Source organism: Sebaldella termitidis ATCC 33386 (assembly GCF_000024405.1).
Taxonomy (GTDB): Bacteria; Fusobacteriota; Fusobacteriia; order Fusobacteriales; family Leptotrichiaceae; genus Sebaldella; species Sebaldella termitidis.
Genome location: NC_013517.1, coordinates 2,139,326 through 2,160,153 on the forward strand (window position 1 = coordinate 2,139,326; position 20,828 = coordinate 2,160,153).

General features: G+C 33.0%; 17 protein-coding genes. 15 read left to right on the forward strand and 2 right to left on the reverse strand.

The window, feature by feature from the left end:
* Window positions 1-47: 47 nt before the first annotated feature.
* A complete protein-coding gene (locus tag STERM_RS09885; RefSeq protein WP_012861459.1) occupies window positions 48-1,553 on the forward strand; it encodes a lysozyme inhibitor LprI family protein in 1,506 nt (501 codons plus the stop codon).
* Window positions 1,554-1,658: 105 nt separating this feature from the next.
* Here the strand turns inward: STERM_RS09885 and STERM_RS09890 are convergent, their stop codons facing one another.
* Both STERM_RS09890 and rlmN read right to left on the reverse strand, forming a co-directional pair.
* The gene (locus STERM_RS09890; protein ID WP_012861460.1) at window positions 1,659-3,689 is read right to left on the reverse strand and encodes a transglycosylase domain-containing protein; all 2,031 of its coding nucleotides are present in this window, start codon (window positions 3,687-3,689) and stop codon (window positions 1,659-1,661) included.
* Window positions 3,689-4,747, reverse strand: coding sequence for a dual-specificity RNA methyltransferase RlmN (gene rlmN, locus STERM_RS09895; RefSeq protein ID WP_115388845.1), 1,059 nt, complete (start codon window positions 4,745-4,747; stop codon window positions 3,689-3,691). The genes STERM_RS09890 and rlmN overlap by 1 nt, the downstream gene beginning before the upstream one ends.
* A gap of 111 nt (window positions 4,748-4,858) precedes the next feature.
* On the opposite strand from rlmN, the gene STERM_RS09900 reads away from it, so the two are divergent.
* The 14 genes from STERM_RS09900 (at window position 4,859) to STERM_RS09965 (ending at window position 20,769) form a co-directional block, all read left to right on the forward strand.
* Entirely contained in the window at window positions 4,859-5,683 is an 825-nt protein-coding gene (locus STERM_RS09900) for a toxin-antitoxin system YwqK family antitoxin (protein WP_012861462.1), read from the forward strand.
* Window positions 5,684-5,711: 28 nt separating this feature from the next.
* Window positions 5,712-5,942: a GlsB/YeaQ/YmgE family stress response membrane protein gene (locus STERM_RS09905; RefSeq protein ID WP_012861463.1), complete on the forward strand. Its 231-nt coding sequence runs from the start codon at window positions 5,712-5,714 to the stop codon at window positions 5,940-5,942.
* 299 nt (window positions 5,943-6,241) lie between these two features.
* Complete coding sequence (locus STERM_RS09910; RefSeq protein ID WP_012861464.1) at window positions 6,242-6,811, forward strand: GNAT family N-acetyltransferase; 570 nt, start codon at window positions 6,242-6,244, stop codon at window positions 6,809-6,811.
* A gap of 100 nt (window positions 6,812-6,911) precedes the next feature.
* Complete coding sequence (gene treR / locus STERM_RS09915) at window positions 6,912-7,640, forward strand: trehalose operon repressor (RefSeq protein WP_012861465.1); 729 nt, start codon at window positions 6,912-6,914, stop codon at window positions 7,638-7,640.
* A 169-nt stretch (window positions 7,641-7,809) separates the two neighbouring features.
* Window positions 7,810-9,465 carry a uracil-DNA glycosylase gene (locus STERM_RS09920; RefSeq protein ID WP_012861466.1) on the forward strand — a complete coding sequence of 552 codons (1,656 nt, stop codon included), beginning with the start codon at window positions 7,810-7,812 and terminating at the stop codon, window positions 9,463-9,465.
* 195 nt (window positions 9,466-9,660) lie between these two features.
* A complete protein-coding gene (locus STERM_RS09925) occupies window positions 9,661-10,437 on the forward strand; it encodes a hypothetical protein (RefSeq protein WP_012861467.1) in 777 nt (258 codons plus the stop codon).
* 179 nt (window positions 10,438-10,616) lie between these two features.
* Complete coding sequence (gene polA / locus STERM_RS09930) at window positions 10,617-13,274, forward strand: DNA polymerase I (protein WP_012861468.1); 2,658 nt, start codon at window positions 10,617-10,619, stop codon at window positions 13,272-13,274.
* Between the two features lie 176 nt (window positions 13,275-13,450).
* Window positions 13,451-13,909 carry a GNAT family N-acetyltransferase gene (locus STERM_RS09935; RefSeq protein ID WP_012861469.1) on the forward strand — a complete coding sequence of 153 codons (459 nt, stop codon included), beginning with the start codon at window positions 13,451-13,453 and terminating at the stop codon, window positions 13,907-13,909.
* 21 nt (window positions 13,910-13,930) lie between these two features.
* Entirely contained in the window at window positions 13,931-14,374 is a 444-nt protein-coding gene (locus STERM_RS09940) for a GNAT family N-acetyltransferase (protein WP_012861470.1), read from the forward strand.
* 31 nt (window positions 14,375-14,405) lie between these two features.
* Window positions 14,406-15,299, forward strand: a complete 894-nt coding sequence (locus STERM_RS09945) for an AEC family transporter (RefSeq protein WP_012861471.1) — start codon at window positions 14,406-14,408, stop codon at window positions 15,297-15,299.
* 137 nt (window positions 15,300-15,436) lie between these two features.
* The gene (locus tag STERM_RS09950) at window positions 15,437-17,383 is read left to right on the forward strand and encodes a fructose-bisphosphatase class III (protein ID WP_012861472.1); all 1,947 of its coding nucleotides are present in this window, start codon (window positions 15,437-15,439) and stop codon (window positions 17,381-17,383) included.
* Window positions 17,384-17,407: 24 nt separating this feature from the next.
* Window positions 17,408-19,360 (forward strand): KUP/HAK/KT family potassium transporter, encoded by a 1,953-nt coding sequence (locus STERM_RS09955; RefSeq protein WP_012861473.1) that lies wholly within the window; start codon window positions 17,408-17,410, stop codon window positions 19,358-19,360.
* 12 nt (window positions 19,361-19,372) lie between these two features.
* A complete protein-coding gene (locus STERM_RS09960; RefSeq protein ID WP_012861474.1) occupies window positions 19,373-20,023 on the forward strand; it encodes a SanA/YdcF family protein in 651 nt (216 codons plus the stop codon).
* Window positions 20,024-20,232: 209 nt separating this feature from the next.
* Window positions 20,233-20,769, forward strand: a complete 537-nt coding sequence (locus tag STERM_RS09965; protein WP_012861475.1) for a hypothetical protein — start codon at window positions 20,233-20,235, stop codon at window positions 20,767-20,769.
* The last annotated feature ends 59 nt before the right edge of the window (window positions 20,770-20,828 follow it).

A 20,828-nucleotide genomic window follows, 5' to 3' on the forward strand; every position in this document is an offset into this window, starting at 1 on the left:
AAATAAGTTTTGTATTCAAGAATTTAGTGTAAAATAAGGAGTGTGAAATGTCAGAAAATAAAGAAAATATAGAGAAAAAAGAATTAGCAGAGGAAAAAGAAAATAATACGGAAATTTCTGAAGAAAATACTGAGATATCTCAGGAAAATACAGGAAAAAATATTTCGGAAGAAATAGAACCGGAAACAGGAGAGGATAAAAATCCCGAAATTTTTATCCATGAAACTGAAGAAGAAGCTAAAATTGAAGAAAATCCTGAAGAGGAGCTTTTGGATGAAAATATTAAGGATAAATTTGACCCCGCAAAGTATGTTCCTTATGATCCAGGGGTAAAGAGCCGCGGAAATAGCAGCAAGCTTCCTTATATAATATTTGGAATTATAGTGGCTTTGGGAATACTTCTTTATATTATAATTGGAAACATGGGAGGCGGTAATAGAATAGGCGACCTCGCTCAGGAAGAAGAACAGACTGAAATTGAACAGACTGCTGCTCCAAGCACAGATATTAATGATTATAAAAAGAAATACTGGAGCGGCGATTCGAGCATAACGATAACAGATGCTTTCTCAGGATATAAAAATGCTAAAAATATAGAATATCTTTTGTATGAAAAAGATGGAAGAACGGTTTTTCAGGTTAAGGCAGAGCTGGAGGTAAAGCAGATTCTCGATTATAACGGTCCTGATATAAAAATCGGAAATGACGGAGACCTGTCTGAAACAGCATATCTGTATTTCAGAAAGCATCAGAATGATATAAAGATTTATGATAACAGTTATTTTTATATACCAAAGGAAAATACAGGAAGTGAAAATCTGGATTTATCCAAAAGAGAAGTAGAAATAACAAACGGGAACGAAGTATATAAAGCTGAGTATTCCAATGGTTTGAATGATATATATAATGACAGTTTTAATTATGGTGCAATGCTGAAAAATATGAATAATTTTTATTTAAAAGTAGTTCCTAAAAAATCAACTAGTATAAGCGTAAAATTTGAAACTAAGGAAAAGGCTGATGAGGAATTAAATAAGGTATATCAGCACCTCACGGGAATACTTAATGATGACCAGAAGTCAAAGCTTACATCTTCCCAAAAAGCATGGCTGGATTACAGAGACAGCGAGTTTAAATTTTTGAATTCTGTATTCTTTATAAAAGATATACCAAATTCTGCAGAAATTTCGAATAGATTTTCTGAAAAATACAAAATAAAAATAATAGAAAACAGAATCAGCGAATTGAATACATATAAAGAACTGGTAGATAAAAAAGGTACAGTAAAACTTGATGAAACAGAAATAAACAAGCAGATGGAAAATCTGAAGCAGAGATATGCAACACTGCTTACACATCTGAGCGGTGACAGTCTGCAGTTTATGAAAGATTCGGAAACAAAATGGTCTTCTTTTGCAGATACTGATCTGATATTCGTTCAGAGCCTTTCTGCTGTACTTCCGGAAGGAGAAACATCACAGTTTTCAATAGGATTTGAGCCTTACAGTATAAGACTGAAGATGCTTCAGGTATATGATGATATCTTATTTTAAGAAGATCGTACTGTAGTTTATCAAATAAGTAAAAAAACATATATAAATAAAACAGGAATTATCATTTTACAGATAATTCCTGTTTTTTATTTTAATAAATTATTTTTAAAAGAAACCTTCGAGTCCCATTCTGTACTTATTCTGAAGTTCCACAGGCTCTGTACCGACTTTGAATAATGCTGTTCTTTTATCCATATTATCAGTATCAAGAAGACCGGTTTTCAAATCAATATCTCTCATAGAAAGATCCTTACTTTTTATGTAGTCATCAATAAAGGCAAAATTACCTACTTCAAATCCTTCAAGATTAACAACAGTCTGCATATAGTTTTTCCAGATAGGAGCAGCAGCAGCTCCTCCAGTCATTCCGCCGCCCATAGATTTATTATCATCGTTACCGACATATACTATGGTTACCAGTGTAGGTGTGTATCCTGTGAACCATGCAGAACCATAGTCACTTGTAGTTCCAGTCTTTCCGGCTTCCGGTATAAGCTGTCCGTTTTTAAATACTTTTGCACTTTGACCTGTACCATATTTTACCGCACTTTCAAGCATGAAAGTAATCAGTGCCACATCTTCAGGTTCATATATTTTTACTTTTTCCTGTTCTTTTTTAGCATCATAAATAACTTCACCATATTTATTTTCTATTTTATATATAAATATAGGTTTAACTCTGTAACCGCCGTTAGCAATAGCTGAATAAGCCTTTGCCATATTAAGGGGGTTAGTGGTAATAGATCCTAAGGCAAGGGTAAGATCCCGAGGGAAGTCTCCGCCTTCTATACCGGCATCACGCCAGATTTTTTCCACTTTATCTATACCAATCTGCTGTAATAATTTTACAGGTACTACGTTATTTGAGATTTCAATGGCTTTTAGCAGACTCATGCCGCCTCTGAATTTTCTGTCATAGTTATTCGGGCTCCATCCAGGAGTGGTAAAAGGAGAATCCTCTATAACAGTATTCATAGGAATATTCTGCTGTATTGCAGCCAGATAAATAAACGGCTTATATGATGAACCGGGCTGTCTTGTAGAGCTTATTGCCCTGTTAAAATCACCTTTTCTGTAATTTTTCCCGCCGACCATAGCTTTTACAAATCCTGTATTAGGATCCATTGAGATTAATGCTCCGTTTAGTTTTTCACGTCTTTTCAGGTTGTAATTATTGTGAAAAGCTTTGTAAGCAGCTCTCTGCATATCAAGGTCAACTGTAGTATATATTTTATATCCATCAAACAGAGCTTTTTGATCGCTCTCATTGATTTTTAGTATTCTTTTTGCTTCGCTTATAGCAATAGATGTAAATTCCGGCGCATTATTTGAAACCGAAATTTGTTCGTCTTCATTCAGATCAGCATTTAAGTCGCTGTTTTTAGAAAGTACAATTTTTTGGTTCAATGCTTCTTCATATTGTGCTTCGGTAATAAACTTATATTTGTACATCTGTGCCAAAACTACCTGCTGACGTTCTATTGCATTTTTCATATTTTTTGTAGGCGAATATTTTGTAGGAGATTTTGGAATACTTGCAAGTATCGCAGCTTCAGCAATTGTAAGATCCTTTGGTTCCTTATCAAAATATTTTCTTGCTGCATTTTTGATTCCGTATGATCCGTTACCAAAATAGATGGTATTTAGATAATTTTCAAGAATTTCGTCTTTAGTATATCTTCTCTCTATCTCAATAGCAAGCAGAGCTTCTTTCAGCTTTCTGTCAAATGATCTTTCAGGAGACAGAAATGCATTTTTCGCAAGCTGCTGGGTAATGGAACTTCCGCCTTCTTTGGCGCTGCCGGTAACATTAGATAATACTGCTTTACCGAGTCTCATAAAGTCAAAACCATGGTGTGTTCTGAATTTTCTGTCCTCTATAGCAAGAAAAGCGTTCTGAACATCCATGGGAACTTCGCTTATATGAACCGGAGCCCTGTTTTCCAAAGTGATGATGTCCAACTGGTTTCCATTAATGTCATAAATAACAGTAGGGGAAATAGGCTGGTAATTTTCAATTACTTCTGAATTGGGAAGCTCTTTCTTTACCTGATATACAAGAACCCCCACGGCAATAAGCAATGCTATAAATAGAAAAATAAAAATTTTTATTGCTATAGATAATTTTGATTTCATTAAATCAACTCCCTTTTTACTTTTAGCTGTCCGCATGCTGCAGCAATATCCTGCCCTTTTGTTTCTCTTAAGGTTGCATTGATATTGTTTTTCAATAAAATTCTATAAAATTCCTGTTGTCTGGTTTTGGAAGGAGTCGCGTATGACTTTCCTGCTACCGGATTATAAGGAATCAGGTTTACAAGACAGCTGAATTCTCTGAGAAACTTAGTAAGCTCAAATGCATCATTTTTACTGCAGTTGAAATCATCAATAAGGATGTACTCGAAGCTTATGCGTTTTTTAGTTTTCTTCTGGTAAGCCAAAAGGCTTTTTTTCAAATCCTTAAGAGGATATTTTTTGTTTACAGGCATAATTTTACTACGATATTCATCGTTTACAGAATGCAGTGACACTGCAAGATTTACCTGTGAGTCCAGATCTGTAAATTTTTCAATATACGGAACAAGTCCGCTGGTAGAAACAGTAAAATTTCTTTTAGAGCAATTCTGTCCGTCGATACTGTTCAGAATGTCTATAGAGTCCATAACATTGTCAAAATTCAGAAAAGGTTCCCCCATTCCCATAAAAACAACATTATCAAGTTTATTACCCTTTTGGTTCAGATATTTCTGTACATAATAAAACTGCATCAAAATTTCGGAAATATCCAGATTTTTTTCAAATTTCATCGTGGCAGTAGCACAGAATTCACATCCTAAAGCACAGCCGGCCTGTGATGAAACACAGAGAGTATAACGGTTTTTATGACCAATAAGAACACTCTCAATCAAGACATTCCCCTGTAATTTAAATAAAAATTTTTCAGTATTATCATTTTCAGAAATCAGGTGATCCAACAGAGTAATCTCCGGTATAAAAAAATTTTTACTTAAAATATTTCTGTTTTCTTTTGAAATATTGGAAAAATTATCAAAATTATCTTCCATTTTATTATGAAGCCAGTTAAATATCTGTTTAACATTATATTTTTTGAAATTTAGTTTTAAGAGTTCTTTTTCCAGAGTATCGTATTTTAAGCCTGATATATTAAGTTTTTCGATTATTATCACCTTCATGTTTATGATATACATGATATTTTATCATAAAATGGATAAAAACAAAAGATAATTTGAAATTGTAAGTAAAATTATGTATAATATAAGAAAGATTATTTAAAGGAGAAAAAAATGAGAAGGTTCATGATCTTATTTTTGTTATTATTTACGGCAGTATTTGTTTTTGGGGATATGCTTCATTCTGATTATCAGGTAAGTAATGACAGAGTCTATTTAATTAATCCGATTTTTTATGAGAATATAAAAGTTAAAGATGCAGGTAACGGAAGATATGAAGTTACTGACACCGGAGATTTTAATTTTATTTCGAATTCCGGAAGAAATATCGCTTTTTCTCTGAAAAACGGCGAGCTTACCGGAAGCTTTACGGAATATTATGAAAACGGATTGAAATTATCAGAGGGAAGTTATGTAAACGGGAAAAAAAATGGAAAATGGTATACGTATAATGACAGCGGTAGAAGATGGATACAGGAAACGTATAAAGATGGAAAGCTTGACGGCGAGTATGTGGAATGGTATTCGAATACAGGACAGGAAAAAATAAAGGGAAACTATGTCAATAATAAGAGAGTAGGAAAGTGGAATACTTATTATACCAACGGTCAGAGAGAATCAGAAGGCAGCTACAGCAATAACCAGAAAGACGGTAAATGGACAACATGGTATAATTCAGGAATAAAAAAACTGGAAACAGAATATTCTAATGGTGAAATATCGGGAGATGACATAGCTTATTACGAAAACGGCAATGTTTTTTATAAAGGAAAATATCGTAATGGCGAAGGAAGTGTTGTTTCTTATTTCAGTTCGGGAGAGCTGAAGTTTGAAGGGAACTATAAATTAAGAAAAAAAGAGGGTACATGGAAATACTTTGATAAAAGTGGAAATATTGTAGCTACAGAAATATATAATAACGGAATTTTACAATATTAACGAATTCTAAAAATCAGGAGGTATTTGTATGGGTATACTTGAATCGCTCATAGTAGGTGCAGTAGCCGGAATTATAGCAAAGGCACTTATGGGGGAAAGATATAGTTTCATAGTAACAATTATTATAGGATGCATAGGTGGTCTGATTGGCGGACTTATATTCCATGGTACTTATGGATTGTTTGCGCAAATACTGGTTTCAGCTGTAGGAGCTATTATATTTTTAGTAATCCTCGGTTTTTTTAAAAGAAAATTCTAACTTGAAATATGGGGCTTTTTGCCTGAATGAAGATGACCTGAAAATATGGTCGTCTTTTTTTGTGCTGTATTTATTATAGTATAAAAGGTGTAAGTTTAGTTTTCTTTTAAAAAAATTAACCTAATGAACCAAAAGATATTATTAGGCAATATAAAATAATATATGATAGAATATTATATAAATTTGCATTATATTAAAAAAATAAAAAGATAACATCTGAAATATAAATAAAAATGTCTGGATATCAGCAGGATATATACGAGATATTTTATTAAATATAAAAAATAAAGGAGGAATTAATGCTAAATCATCAGGGAACTGAAATTATAGAAACAGAAAGACTGTTATTAAGAAAATTCAAATACAGCGATACGGAAAATATGCTGAAATACTGGATCAGCGACCCGGCTGTGCAGCATATGTATTCTGAACCTGTCTATTCCACAAAAGACGAAGTAAAAGAACTGCTGGAGAAATATATAAAAAACTATGAAAAAGAGGATTACTACCGATGGGCGATAATTGACAGGAAAGAAAATGTCTGTATAGGTCAGATAGCCTTTTTTCTGGTAGACAATAAGAATCATTTTGCAGAAATAGAATATTGTGTGGGAAGAGATTTTCAGGGGAAGGGACTGGCAACAGAAGCTGCGCGGGCATTACTGAATTTCGGATTTGGGAAAGTAAATTTTCACAGAATTCAAATTTGTCATAAAGAGCATAATCTTGCATCCAAGGCAGTAATATTGAAATGCGGGTTTAACTTTGAGGGAGGTCTGCGGGATTTCTTTTTTATGGGTGATACTTATGTTACCAGAATGTACTACTCACTTTTGAAAAATGAGTGGAATACATCAAATAAATCATAGATTTTATTTATGTATAAGGTAAGCATATTTATCTGAAATATATTAATAAGAGAAAAAATAATATGATATAATCAAAAAAATAAATGATGAAGGAAGAAAAATGGGAAAAATAAAATATGACAAGATATATGAAGACCTTAAGGAAAAAATCGAGTCGGAAGTATATAAAAACCAGCAAAAGCTTCCATCTGAAAATAATTTGGTAAAGGAATATAAATGTTCGCGCAATACATTAAGAAGAGCAGTGGCACAGCTGGCATCAAGCGGTTATGTACAGAGCCTTCACGGAAAAGGTGTGTATGTAATATATGAACAGCATAAAAAACCGGATTTCATGCTTGGGGATATTGAGAGCTTTAAAGAGGCCGGCATAAGAAACAGCAGTGAAAATAAAACAAAAGTTGTCTGTTTTTCCGAGCTGACTGCTGATGAGAGCATAAGCAGAAAAACTGGTATTCCTGAAGGAACTGATATATATTATATTCAGAGAGTAAGATTTATGGACAGTCAGGCATTGATAATAGACCATAATTATTACAGGAAAGATATAGTAAAGGATCTTACCCTGGAGATAGCAGAGGATTCCATATATGAATATATAGAAAACGAGCTGAATGAAAAGGTAATTACGACCAAACGTATTATTACCGTGGAAAAAGCCGGAAAAGACGATTTCAGATACCTGAATCTCCAAGAATATAACTGTGTAGCGGTAATAAGTAATTATACCTATAATGCTGACGGGATAATGTTCGAGTATACGCAGTCAAGACACAGACCGGATTATTTTATGTTTTTCGGGCAGGCGCAGAGAATAAAAAAGAGCTGACTAAATATTCCGGAGCTGTATTCAGATCAGGTGAAATTTTTGTATTTTCATATTTTGCAGACAGTTATAATCGGAAAATACAGAATTCTGTAAAAAAATTATAAAAGTATCTTTCTTTTATAGTGTTTTAAGTGTTATAATAAGAAAAAATAATTGATGGCGGTTTTGTATGAAAGTAATATTGGATAAAAAGTTAATAAATGAAAAAGGATTAAAGGATTTTGATCTGGATCCTGTTAATAAAGACCTTGTTGCTGTGGGGAAGAAGCTTTATTTTGTATCGCAGGATTTGGAAGGAAAAGTAATTATTAAGGAACTCGGCGGAAAATTGAAGAATATAGAGGGAGTAAAATTTATAAAGGAAGAAAATCAGCTCTTTGTATCAAATTCTTTTCTTGTTCTGACTATGTACGGGGAGATTTTCAAATATTATGACAGAAAACATAAAGCGTCCAAAACAGTGTTTTCTATGGAAAGAACACCTGATTATATAAATTTTACCACAAATGGGAAGATAATATATCTGATGGACGATACTCTTTATTCATATAATCCTAATTCCGAAATGACTATAAAAAAGCCTGTTATTAATAAAAATAATGAAAACAGAGGGAAATACAAAATATATGTAAACGGTGAAAATATAGTATTAAAGCATCGTGCACTTCATTCACAGGAAAATACCATAAGTATTTTTGATGAGAAGCTGGAAGAGATTTTTAATATAAAAACTGTAAAAAATCATATATACTCAAGTATATCAGAACTTCAATATATTGCAGGCACAGAAGACGGAGAAGTGGAAATATGGGATGTGATCACAAAAGAGCTTTATAATTCCGTGAAGATAAGCGACTATCGCATATCTTACATTGAAAAGACAAAGGAAAATTACCTTCTAGGTCTCTCTTCGGGAGAATTAATCATAACAGACGAAAAATTCAGAATAGAGAAAAAGCTGAATCTTCATAAAGGCGATATTTTGAAAATAAAGGCCAATGATGAAAGAATATTCACACTTGGAATGGATTATAATATATTAAGTCTGAAAATATTGAAAAATGAGGAAACTGATATTGAAAGACGCGGCTTTATGCAGGAATATAATATAAATGACGAATATTTTGAGTTTTTTACTTATGAAAGAATAGAAGCTGTAAGAAATTTTATAAGAGAATTAAAAATAAAAAATATATCATATAATCCAAAGGAAAATCTTATATTTAAAGTATTTTCAGAGCCGCTTTCGGAACAAAAAATATGTATACCGGTAAAAGAGCCGTATACTCAGGGAAATACCGCAACAGGACTTGCATTGGAAATGGAAAAAAATTCATGGACTGATCCCGAACTGAATAATTCTTTGAGAAACATACTGAAATTGCTTTATAAAACATATATGGGCACTTCAAAAGATTTGAATTATATAAGGGAAGATATAGAAAAGCATATATTTAATATTCTTCCTCCGGACAAAATTTTTAAATACTGGCAGAAAAACGGAGTACTTCTTTTGAATACGGTTTTGACAATTGCGGAAACAAAAGCAGCTGATCATAGTAAATTTTGGACACCTTTTACACAGGAACTGCTGGAATTTATCTCAGAAAAAAATAAAAATATCACATATTTTTTATGGGGAAAAGATGTGCAGGCATTTGAGAAAAATATAAAAAGCGGAGAAATAATCAAACATAATCATCCGTCTGTATGGGGAAATCCTGAAAATGAGAAAGATTTTTTGAACAGCAGCTCATTTGAGAAAACAAAAGGAATTATAAACTGGCTTGGGTGTGAAATGGAACGAAAGACGACATTATTTTAAATAAATATTTATGACTGTTAAAAAGGCTTTTTTAGGAAGCCTTTTAATTATATGGCGGTCATACAGGAATTAGCAGGCTGTTATTTTATAAAATCGGGAATAAAATGATTATTTCTTGTAAATTATACACTAAAGTATTATAATAAAAATATATTTAAGTATTACTAAAATATTATGATAAGAGGTGATTTTATCGTGAAAAAGGTGATATTAATGTTAATGACATTATTGTCCGTAGGAACATTCAGTGCATCGGAGATAGCATGTGTGGAAACAAGGGAGCGTCCGAGACCTGAGGGTGTGGTAATAAAAGGAGACGGTATATATTATGACAACAAAAAGGTAGATACTGATGTGGAAAAACCAAGAATTTTGAAAAAAAAGTATGATCTTGAAAATTTTTATAAAAGTGATAACGAATTAAAGCTGAAAAGACAGGGAGATGAAGGTTACAGAGCTGAAAACAACGAATACTTTATTACAGCCGGGAGACTTTATTATAAAAATTATCAGATAAATAAAAATAATTATAAAAATCTGGCAGCGGTAGGGCAGGTACGGTATTCTACCACAGGTCACTGCAGTACATATACTGTATATAATGACATTATAAAAGCTGATAATTCCTATATAATAGGAGGAAACAGCTATGCTTCCATAAATAAATATATTTCTGATGTCCTTGGAAATGAAAATGTAAAGTTGTTTTATATTTTGCTGGATAACAGACTTACTGTATATAATTATTTTGAAAACGGGTCGTTTATGAATAATTATGTGTATAATTCATCAAAAAATATGTTTATAGCCGATGGCGTGCAGGAAGTAAGGGACAAGAATTACAAAATTTTATATAAAACGACTTTTAAAAACGGAACAGGATATATGAAGGTTTATGATGACAGTCTGAGCCTTGTGGAGGAAGGAAAGTACGAAAATTCCAAAAAAGTAGGCAACTGGAAGTCATATTAAGTTTGATTTCTGCCGGAATAATCAGAGAAAGTGGATTATTCCGGCTTTTATATTTTAAACATAAAAATCTTTTTATATACTGAATTGAAAAAGATTTTTTATGCCCGATGAATTATGGTATAATATTACAGAATAAAAGAATAATAGATAATAAAAAACAGAAATAAAGGAGAAAAAAAATGCCAAAAGCCGTAATATTAGATACAAGTGCCATTATGTACAGAACACACTTTGCTCTTATGGGAATGAGGAATTCCAAGGGGAAAGCTACAGGTGCGACATATGGTTTTATAAATACCCTGAACCTTATAATAAAGGAGTTTTCTCCTGATTATCTGGTTGCCTGCCTTGATGTCAAGAGATCCGAGCTGAAAAGAACCTCAGAGCTTACTGAGTATAAAGCTCACAGAGAGGATATGCCGGAAGAACTGGTATATCAGATTCCTAAAATAATGGAAGTTTTGGATGCCTATAATATACCTAAGTATAAAGTAGACGGCTACGAGGCGGACGATGTCATTGCCACGCTTGCCAAGAAGTTTTCGGATGATAATAATGAGGTATTTATAGTAACAGGTGATAAAGATCTTATGCAGCTTATAAAGGATAATATAAATATAGCACTGCTGGGAAAAGGAGACGGTAAAAGCCAGTTTAAATATATACAGACAGAGCAGGATGTAGTAGAATATCTCGGAGTAAGACCTGATCAGGTAATAGATCTTTTCGGTCTTATGGGAGATAAGTCGGACGGAATTCCGGGAATACAGGGAATAGGGCCTAAAACCGGAGTGGAGCTGATATCAAAATACGGAAATCTTGAAACATTATATGAGAATATAGAAGAGATAAAGGGGAAAAGAAAAGAAAAGCTGGAAAATGAAAAAGAAAATGCATTTTTGAGCAGAGAACTGGCAACAGTTCATATGGATCTTGATGTAGAATATAATAAAGAAAAGCTTAAATATGAAGAAAAAAATATGGATAAGCTCATACCTTTATATAAAGAAATGGAATTCAAAAGATTTCTTGAGGATGCAGAGCGTGCGAAAAAGATCGCGAATCCGCTTCAGGGAACTTTATTTCAGACAGCTGTACAGGAAAAAATACCTGCTGTGAAAGAGGAAAAAAAAGAGACTCCGTTTCAGTATGAAATAATAGAGACTTTGGAAAAGGCAGAGGAAATAACAAAAATAATAGGTGATGAAGTAACTGTATTTGATAATGAGCTGGGATTTGGAATTTCCAATAAAGAAAAGAATTATTATATTCCTGCGGCAATTATTTCAGATAAAGCAGATTTTCTGAAAAAATTTAAGGATAAGAATGTAAATGCTTATAATATAAAAGAGCTTTTTAAGTCAGGCCTTGAATATAAGGATTACTTTGATATTATGCTTGTCTGGTATGTATTGGGAACTGAAGCAGCACAGGATCTGGAAAGTATAATTTTTTCAGAGTTTCAGGTACTTTTGGAGAAGTATGAGGTGGAATTTAAGAAGCAAAATATGGATGAAGTTTCTCCTGAAAGAAAAGCGGAGTTTCTTACAAAAAGATCTTATTATATGACGAGATTAAAGGAAATTCTCGGACATCGTCTGGAAGCAGAAGGCTTGAATAACGTTTATGAAAATATAGAAAAGAAACTGGTTCCTGTTCTTGCTGATATGGAGAAAAAAGGCATACTGATAGATCCGGACTATTTTGGAAAATATGGAAACGAGCTGAAAAATAATCTTGCTGAAATTGAGAAAAATATATATGGACTTGCAGGTGAGGAATTTAATATTAATTCTCCAAAGCAGCTTTCGGAAATATTATTTGAAAAAATGATGCTTGATCCGGTAAAGAAAACCAAAACCGGATATTCGACAGATGTAGAGGTTCTTGAAGTTCTTGCAGCACAGGGTGTGGAGGTAGCAGAAAAGATACTGGAATACAGAGGTTATACCAAGCTTTTGACAACATATGTAGAGCCGCTTCCAAAGCTGGCAGACAGTGAAAACAGAATTCATACTACATTTCATCAGAATGGTACTGCTACAGGAAGACTTTCTTCAAGTAATCCCAATATACAAAATATCCCGGTAAAAACAGACGAGGGAATAAAAATAAGAAGAGGATTTGTTTCTGAAGAAGGATGGAGCTTTATATCTTTTGACTATTCACAGATAGAGCTCAGAGTATTGGCAGAACTGTCAGAGGACGAGACTCTCATACTGGCATACCAAAAGGACAAAGATCTTCATGACCTTACTGCAAGAAAGCTGTTTTTTAAAACAGATGAGGAGCCGGTAAGCAGAGAGGAAAGAAGTATTGCAAAGGTAATAAATTTCAGTATTTTATACGGGAAAACTCCTTTCGGACTGTCAAAGGAGCTGAAAATACCTATGGGCGATGCAAAGCTGTATATAAATAAGTACTTTGAGGAATATCCCAGAGTAAGAACATTTTTGAATAGTGTACTTCAGGAGGCAAAGCTGAACGGCTTTGTAGAAACATTATATGGGACAAGAAGATATATTACTGGAATAAATTCTTCGAATAAAAATATAGAAGCACAGGCTGACAGAATGGCTGTAAATACTGTCGTTCAGGGAACAGCGGCTAACATCATAAAAATAGTAATGGTAAAGCTGTATGAAGAATTTAAAGATAAGGAAGATATAAATATGCTGCTTCAGGTTCATGATGAACTTATCTTTGAAGTGAAGAATGAGTCTGTGGACAAGTATCTGAAAGAAATAGACAATATTATGGAAAATACAATAAAGCTGAAAAATGTAAGGCTTGCAGCAAACGGCAATGTGGGAAAAAACTGGGGAGAGCTGAAATAATATATTTACAGTATGAATTTTAATCCTGAAATTAACAGATTACTCTTTACATTTGCAGCTATAATTATGATAATAAACAGCTAGGCAATTTATTAATGCTTTATTATGTTTTTTACTTTGATAAAATTATTGGAGGATGTAAATGAGGGGGAAAGATAAAGACGGAGGTATACATAATGGAAAAAGTAATAAAAAAGTTCGATGAGCTGACTCTGAATGAACTGTATGATATCCTTAAGCTGAGGGTAGACATATTTGTAGTGGAGCAAAACTGTCCGTATGGTGAGCTTGACAATAAAGACAAGGAATCCATACATATTTTTTACAGGGAAAATGGTGAAATTACTGCTTATCTGCGTATTATTCCGAAGTTTCTTTCTTATGAATCCGTATCAATGGGAAGAATATGCGTAAAACAGGAATTCAGAAGCAGAAAGCTGGGCAGGGAAATAGTAAAGGATGCAATAAATTATATAGAAAAAGATTTGAAGGAATATATAATTACAATAGGAGCTCAGGAATATCTGAAGGATTTTTATGTATCTTTTGATTTTAAGCCTGTATCTGATATATATGACGAGGACGGAATAAAGCATCTGGATATGCAGAGAAAATGTTTGGGCGCAACAGAATAATATGATCAAAGGAGTAAAAAAATGGAACTGCTTATAAAAAAATATGACAAACTTACGCTTGACGAGCTTTATGCATTAATAGAGGCAAGAATAGAGGTATTTATAGTAGGTCAGATAGGGGCATATCAGGATCTTGACTTTAAGGATACAGAAAGCTATCATCTTTTGTATAAGGACGGCAGAGAAGTGGCGGCATATCTAAGAATAGTCCCGAAAGGAGTCGGATACGACAAAATTTCTTTTGGAAGGGTTCTTGTAAAAGAAAAATACAGAGGAAAACAATTTGGAAGATTAATAGTGGAAAATGCCGTGAAATTCATCACGGATGAATTAAAAGAGCAGGAGATAAAAATAGGGGCACAGAAATATCTGGAAAAATTTTATGAATCATGCGGTTTTAAAACTGTATCAGACACTTATGATGTTTTAGGAATAGAGCATGTGGATATGATTTATAAACTATGAATAAAATAAGAATATAACGACAGGGGAAAAAATGTTTTTGACAAAAATAATGGTTATAAACATGTACTTTATACTAGGCTATTTTATGAAGAAAATAAAGATACTGAAGGAAGAAGACGGGAATACGCTGTTAAGAATGGCATTTTATATATTTCTTCCGGCAATTCTGTTTCAGTCAATAAGAAAAATAGACTTTACGCCCGGATATCTGGCATATCCGCTGGTAATTCTGGTAATGTATCTGTTTATAGCAATAATGGTTCTCACATATTTGAAGATAAAAAAAACTGAAAAAGATACTATGAAAATAGTAGCGGGTTATTTTTCAATGGCAAATATAGGTTTTTTATACCCGTTTTATATAGCGATATTTGGTGAAGAAAATGTCTGGAGACTGGGACTTTTGGATTTCGGAAATTCTATATTTGTTTATGCAGTATCATATGCATATATAGTAGGAGCAGAGCGTAAAAGAGATCTGGCAAAAAAGGTATTTACCGCTCCCGGGATAATAGCTTTAGCTCTTGCATTGGCATGTAATTTTGCAGGAATAAAATTTTTTACACCTGTAGAGGATTTTTTAAACCAGCTTGGGAATCTTACAGGTTTTTCAATGCTGTTTTCTCTCGGATTATTTTTTAATTTTAGACTGGGCGAGCTGAAAGAAAGTATAAAAATAGTTTTTGCCAAAGAGATACTGAAGTTTATAATTCTTTTGATAATTTATAATCTGAATATAGAATTTTATATCAAAAGTGCATTTATGCTTATAATAGTGTCGCCTGTAGCGTCAAGCCTTCTGAATTTTTCGCTTTTTGCAAGGCTGGATACTAAATTTGTATCAAAGCTTATTTCTATATCAATGTTAATTTCTTTTATAGAAATACCCATAGTTGTTTATTTTCTACAAAAACTTCAATATTAACAGTATAAAATGAAATTTCCTTCCTGGAAACAAGGAGGATTTTTTATTATAATAATTTTTAGTATATAAAATCGTTTTATAGGTTTCAAATTATCTAAAAATCATGTATAATAACAGGTGATAATAAAGGAGGTTTCATGCTTAATAATTATTGTAAAATTTTATCAAAATATTATGATAATATTGCAAAGGTGTCGAAGGAAATAATTAATCTCGAAGCAATACTTAATCTTCCTAAATCAACAGAGCATTTTATAACTGATATACACGGCGAATATGAATCATTCAGCCATATATTAAGAAATGCTTCCGGTTATATCAGAATGAAGATAGACGAAGAATTCAGCGACTTAATGCTTCAGGAGAAAAAAGATCTTGCGACTTTGGTTTATTATCCGAAAGAATGGCTTAAAGCTAAAGCGAAACACAGAGATCAGAAAAACTGGTATAAAGTAACACTTGAAAGACTGGTTATACTATGTAAGGTGGTTTCTTCAAAATACAGCCGTTCTAAGGTGAGAAAAGCCCTGCCTGAGAATTATTCTTATATCATTGAAGAGCTTCTGCATGAAAATTCCTATAATAATATCGACCGCAAGCAGTATTATAACGGTATACTGGAGTCAATAATAGAGCTCAACAGGGCTGATGACTTTATTGTAGAATTATCTAAAGTAATAAGAAGGCTTGCAGTAGATCATCTGCATATAGTAGGAGATATTTATGACAGGGGGCCGGCTCCGCATCTCGTAATGGACGAGCTGATGAACCATCATTCCCTTGATATACAATGGGGAAATCATGACATTCTGTGGGCCGGGGCAGCGGCAGGTTCTACCGCATGTATTTATAATGTACTCAGAATCTGCATGAAGTATAATAACCTTGAGAGTGTAGAGGACGGCTACGGCATAAATTTACTGCCTCTTGCAAGATTTGCAATGAAAACATATAAAAATACAAATTGTAAGATATTTGAACCAAAAATAAATAATGATGAAAATATATCACTGGATGATATAAAGCTGATTGCCCAGATGCATAAAGCAGTTACCGTGATACAGCTGAAGCTGGAAGGAAAAATCATTAAAGAAAGTCCTGAATATAATATGGATGACAGACTTTTTCTTGATAAAATTGATTTTTCAAAGAAGACAGTGAGAATAGACGGTAAGGATTATCATATGCTTGATACTGACTTTCCCACATTTGATACTGTTGATCCGTATAAACTAAATAAAGAAGAAGAGGAACTTACAGAAAAACTTAAAAACAGTTTTCAAAAAAGTGAGAAACTGCAGAAACATGTAAAATTTTTAATTTTAAAAGGCGGAATTTATTTGAAATATAATTCTAATTTACTGTATCATGCATGTATTCCTATGGAAGAAAACAAAGAATTTAAGAAAATAGAGATATTTGGAAAATTTTATTACGGGAAAAATTTTCTTGATAAAATTGACATGCTGATAAGAGAGTATTATCTCACAGAAAATAAACCGAAAAAGAAATTCGGGTCGGATTTTTTCTGGTATCTGTGGTGCCATAAAGACTCGCCTTTGTTCGGAAAAGATAAAATGGCGACATTTGAAAGATATTTTATTGCGGACAAGCTTACCCATAAAGAAATAGAGAACCCGTATTTTGTACATCGGGATAAAGAAAAAGTATGTAATATGATATTGGAAAATTTTGATCTGGATATAACAAAATCACATATAATAAACGGTCATATGCCTGTAATTGTAAGAAAAGGAGAAAGCCCCATAAAAGCCAACGGAAAGCTTCTGGTAATAGACGGCGGACTTTCCAAAGCATATCAGAAAAAAACCGGTATAGCAGGATATACTCTGATTTATAATTCATACGGACTGCTTCTTACTACACACGGACCGTTTATATCTACACAGGAAGCAATAGAGTCCGGGCATGATATTCTTACAATAAGTGAAGTAGTCAGAAAAAGTGACAGAAAATTTGTGAAAGATACCGATATAGGTATGGAAATATCGGAAGAAATATCAGAATTAAAGTATTTGTTAACTTCATATAAAGAAGGAATAATCAAAGAAAAAAATATTTAAAAATAATGAAATGAGTGATAAGTAATGAACAATAAGCAATCGCATAATATAAATAAAGTAACATTAGCCACTTTAATTGTCACTTTAGGGGTAATTTACGGAGATATCGGGACATCTCCTTTATATGTAATGTCAGCAATAATACGAGGAAACAGTAACATAATTGATTTATCTTTTGTATTGGGGGGAGTATCACTTGTTATATGGACTCTGACCCTGCAGACAACAATAAAATATGTTTTTTTAACTTTAAATGCAGATAATAACGGTGAGGGAGGAATTTTTTCATTATATACAATAATCAGAAAAAGAGCGAAATGGCTTTTGGTTCCTGCTGTTATAGGCGGTTCGGCACTTCTTGCTGACGGCATGATAACACCGCCGGTAACTGTAACTTCTGCAATAGAAGGACTAGTCACTATAATACCTCTTGAAACAGATGAAATAGTCATAATAGTAGCAATTATAATTACGGTACTTTTTCTTTTCCAGAGATTCGGAACAGCAGTGGTAGGAAGAGTTTTCGGGCCTGTAATGACATTATGGTTTTTTATGCTTGCAGTTCTCGGGGTAAAAGAACTCGTGACTTATCCGGAAGTAATAAAAGCAATAAATCCATATTACGGAATAAAGCTCCTTATTACCAATCCTTTGGGAATTATGATTTTGGGGGCGGTATTTCTGTGTACGACCGGAGCAGAGGCTCTTTATTCTGATCTGGGACACTGCGGTAAAAAAAATATACACTATACATGGGTTTATGTAAAAATATCACTTATTTTGAATTATCTGGGACAGGCAGCATGGCTTTCTAAGCATGACGGACAGATTCTGTCAGGAAATCCTTTTTATAATATTATGCCGTCATGGTTTTTGATTCCGGGTATAATAATATCCACACTGGCAGCAATAATAGCAAGTCAGGCGCTGATATCTGGATCTTTTACACTGGTATCGGAAGCAATAAAGCTGAATATATTTCCCAGACTTAATATAAATTATCCTTCGGATTTAAAAGGACAGCTTTATATTCCCGCAATAAACACGGTATTATGGCTGGGATGTATGCTTGTATTATTTCACTTTAAAAAATCTTCCAATATGGAAGCTGCATATGGTTTATCAATCACAATAACAATGCTGATGACTACTGTGTTATTCTATAATTATCTGAGATTTAAGCAGTATCCTGTGATTTTTTCGGTAATATTTTTATGTGTATACGGTACAATTGAGGGGATATTTCTATATGCCAATCTCTTTAAGTTTTTTCACGGCGGTTATATTACAGTGCTTATAGGTCTTATGATAATGTTCCTGATGTATGTCTGGATAAGAGGAAAGAGCATAAAAGAAGGACTGGCTGAAAATGTACAGATAAAACTTTATGAAGAACAGCTGACTGCTCTTCAGGAAGATGTAGATATACCTAAATATGCTACTAATCTAGTATATCTGACAAATACGCCGAATGAAGAGGAAGTAGAAAGAAAGGTAATGTATTCTATTTTGAATAAACAGCCTAAAAGAGCAGAAATATACTGGTTTATAAATGTTTTGGTTACTGATGAGCCTTTTACGATGGAATATAAAGTAAATAATGCGATACCGAATCAGGCAATAAAAATACAATTCAGACTTGGATTTAAGGTAGATCAGAGAATAAATGTATTTTTACGTCAGATAGTTAACGAGCTGCTGGCAACAGGTGAACTGAATCCGTATCAAAAAGGATATTTTTCTGAATCCGGCAATCAGGCAGGGGATTTTAAATTTGTTATAATACAGGAAGCCTTGTCTAACGAGGGACAGCTTCCGAAATTTCAGGAATTTATAATGAATTTGAAGCTGTTTGTAAAAAAGTATACTGTAACGCCGGCAAAATGGTTTGGTTTGGATACCAGCAATGTAGAGGTAGAAACAGTACCTCTGGTACTGGGAAGAAGAAGAACGGCACAATTAACAAGAGTAAATTAAGAGAGGGGAGACATGAAAAAAGTGGTTATAATATTTAAAATACTGCTGGTTCTATTTATAGGAGCAGTGTTTATAAATATATACATACAATACAGTACAAAAAAATATATATTTTCTGATGTGGAGGAGGCTCCGAAAACTTATACGGGACTTGTTCTGGGGTCAATGGTCTTTGATAACGGCACTCCCTCAGGAGTGGTAAGACAGAGGCTTGATAAGACTGCAGAATTATATAAAGCGGGAAAGATAAAAAGAATACTTGTTTCGGGAGATCACGGTCAGAAGAATTATGATGAGGTAAATTCTATGAAAAATTATCTTTTGAAAAAAGGAATACCTATCGAGGATATTTTTCTGGATCATGCAGGCTTTGATACATACAGCTCTATGGTGAGGGCAAAGGAGATATTTGAAATAGACGATGTAATTGTCATAACACAAAAATTTCATCTTCCGAGATCTGTATATATAGCCAGAAAGAAAGGGATGAATGCATACGGGGTGGTTTCCAATCCGGGGGGGATGTATGATACGAAATATAACAGGGGGAGAGATAAGATATCACGGGTAAAGGCTTTTTTTGATGTTATGTTTAACAGAAAACCAAAATATTTAGGAGAAAAAATACCTATAAAAGGCAGCAATAAGAAAACATTAGATTAAAAATGAAATTTCCTGTATAAAATATTTTTAATTTCTGATAAAATAGAGAGAAGAAATAAAAAGTTTGAAAAATTAAATGATTAATAAAAAATATTTTAGCTTTATAACTGCGTTGCCAAAATTACGAATTTCTAAAATTATATAAAGCATAAAACTCTAGTATAGATGTCGTCATCAGGAAAAAGATTCTAATAAAGGGAGAAATCAAAATGGATAGAAATAGAGTAATAGCCGAGATTCCGGAATATCATCTGAATAAGTATAAATTAAAAAGAGGGTTCAAATTTGTGTATATGAAAAGCTACGAATTTTTGACTTCATTATTTTTGGTAGTGCTGATAGCAATGCTGGCAGGAGCTTATTATTATACCAATGTGGATAAATATCTGAAAGGAAAGTATTATATAGCTGCGTGTATAATAGTGGTAATATTGTATCTGATTTTTTGTTTTGTAACTTTCAGAATGAAAATATTAAGACGTTCAAGCAAAATTATTAAATCCATACCAAATAATCTTATGGGACTTACTATAAGAATAAAATTTTATCTCGACAGAGTAGAGTTTGACTCGGATGATGACCGGGGAGGAGCATTAAAATATGAGGATTTTTATAGAATAGTAAAGCTGGACGACGGATATTTATTTTTATCAGCAAAAAAAGTATTCCATTATTTTGAATATTCAGAAATAAAAACATTGTATAATCTGGATTATCTTGACAGTGTTCTTGCAAAATATTATTAAAAAAATTCAGCAGATAAATAGAATAACAGTGTTTGAAGGGCAATATAAAAATACTTGTT

Excerpts from the sequence above, each read along its gene's own strand:
- STERM_RS09910 (WP_012861464.1), top strand. The coding sequence starts at position 6,242 with ATGCTAAATCATCAGGGAACTGAAATTATAGAAACAGAAAGACTGTTA.
- STERM_RS09905 (WP_012861463.1), top strand. The coding sequence starts at position 5,712 with ATGGGTATACTTGAATCGCTCATAGTAGGTGCAGTAGCCGGAATTATA.
- STERM_RS09885 (WP_012861459.1), top strand. The coding sequence starts at position 48 with ATGTCAGAAAATAAAGAAAATATAGAGAAAAAAGAATTAGCAGAGGAA.
- STERM_RS09900 (WP_012861462.1), top strand. The coding sequence starts at position 4,859 with ATGAGAAGGTTCATGATCTTATTTTTGTTATTATTTACGGCAGTATTT.
- polA (WP_012861468.1), top strand. The coding sequence starts at position 10,617 with ATGCCAAAAGCCGTAATATTAGATACAAGTGCCATTATGTACAGAACA.
- rlmN (WP_115388845.1), bottom strand. The coding sequence starts at position 4,747 with ATGAAGGTGATAATAATCGAAAAACTTAATATATCAGGCTTAAAATAC.
- treR (WP_012861465.1), top strand. The coding sequence starts at position 6,912 with ATGGGAAAAATAAAATATGACAAGATATATGAAGACCTTAAGGAAAAA.
- STERM_RS09955 (WP_012861473.1), top strand. The coding sequence starts at position 17,408 with ATGAACAATAAGCAATCGCATAATATAAATAAAGTAACATTAGCCACT.
- STERM_RS09945 (WP_012861471.1), top strand. The coding sequence starts at position 14,406 with ATGTTTTTGACAAAAATAATGGTTATAAACATGTACTTTATACTAGGC.
- STERM_RS09935 (WP_012861469.1), top strand. The coding sequence starts at position 13,451 with ATGGAAAAAGTAATAAAAAAGTTCGATGAGCTGACTCTGAATGAACTG.
- STERM_RS09965 (WP_012861475.1), top strand. The coding sequence starts at position 20,233 with ATGGATAGAAATAGAGTAATAGCCGAGATTCCGGAATATCATCTGAAT.
- STERM_RS09940 (WP_012861470.1), top strand. The coding sequence starts at position 13,931 with ATGGAACTGCTTATAAAAAAATATGACAAACTTACGCTTGACGAGCTT.
- STERM_RS09960 (WP_012861474.1), top strand. The coding sequence starts at position 19,373 with ATGAAAAAAGTGGTTATAATATTTAAAATACTGCTGGTTCTATTTATA.
- STERM_RS09890 (WP_012861460.1), bottom strand. The coding sequence starts at position 3,689 with ATGAAATCAAAATTATCTATAGCAATAAAAATTTTTATTTTTCTATTT.
- STERM_RS09950 (WP_012861472.1), top strand. The coding sequence starts at position 15,437 with ATGCTTAATAATTATTGTAAAATTTTATCAAAATATTATGATAATATT.
- STERM_RS09920 (WP_012861466.1), top strand. The coding sequence starts at position 7,810 with ATGAAAGTAATATTGGATAAAAAGTTAATAAATGAAAAAGGATTAAAG.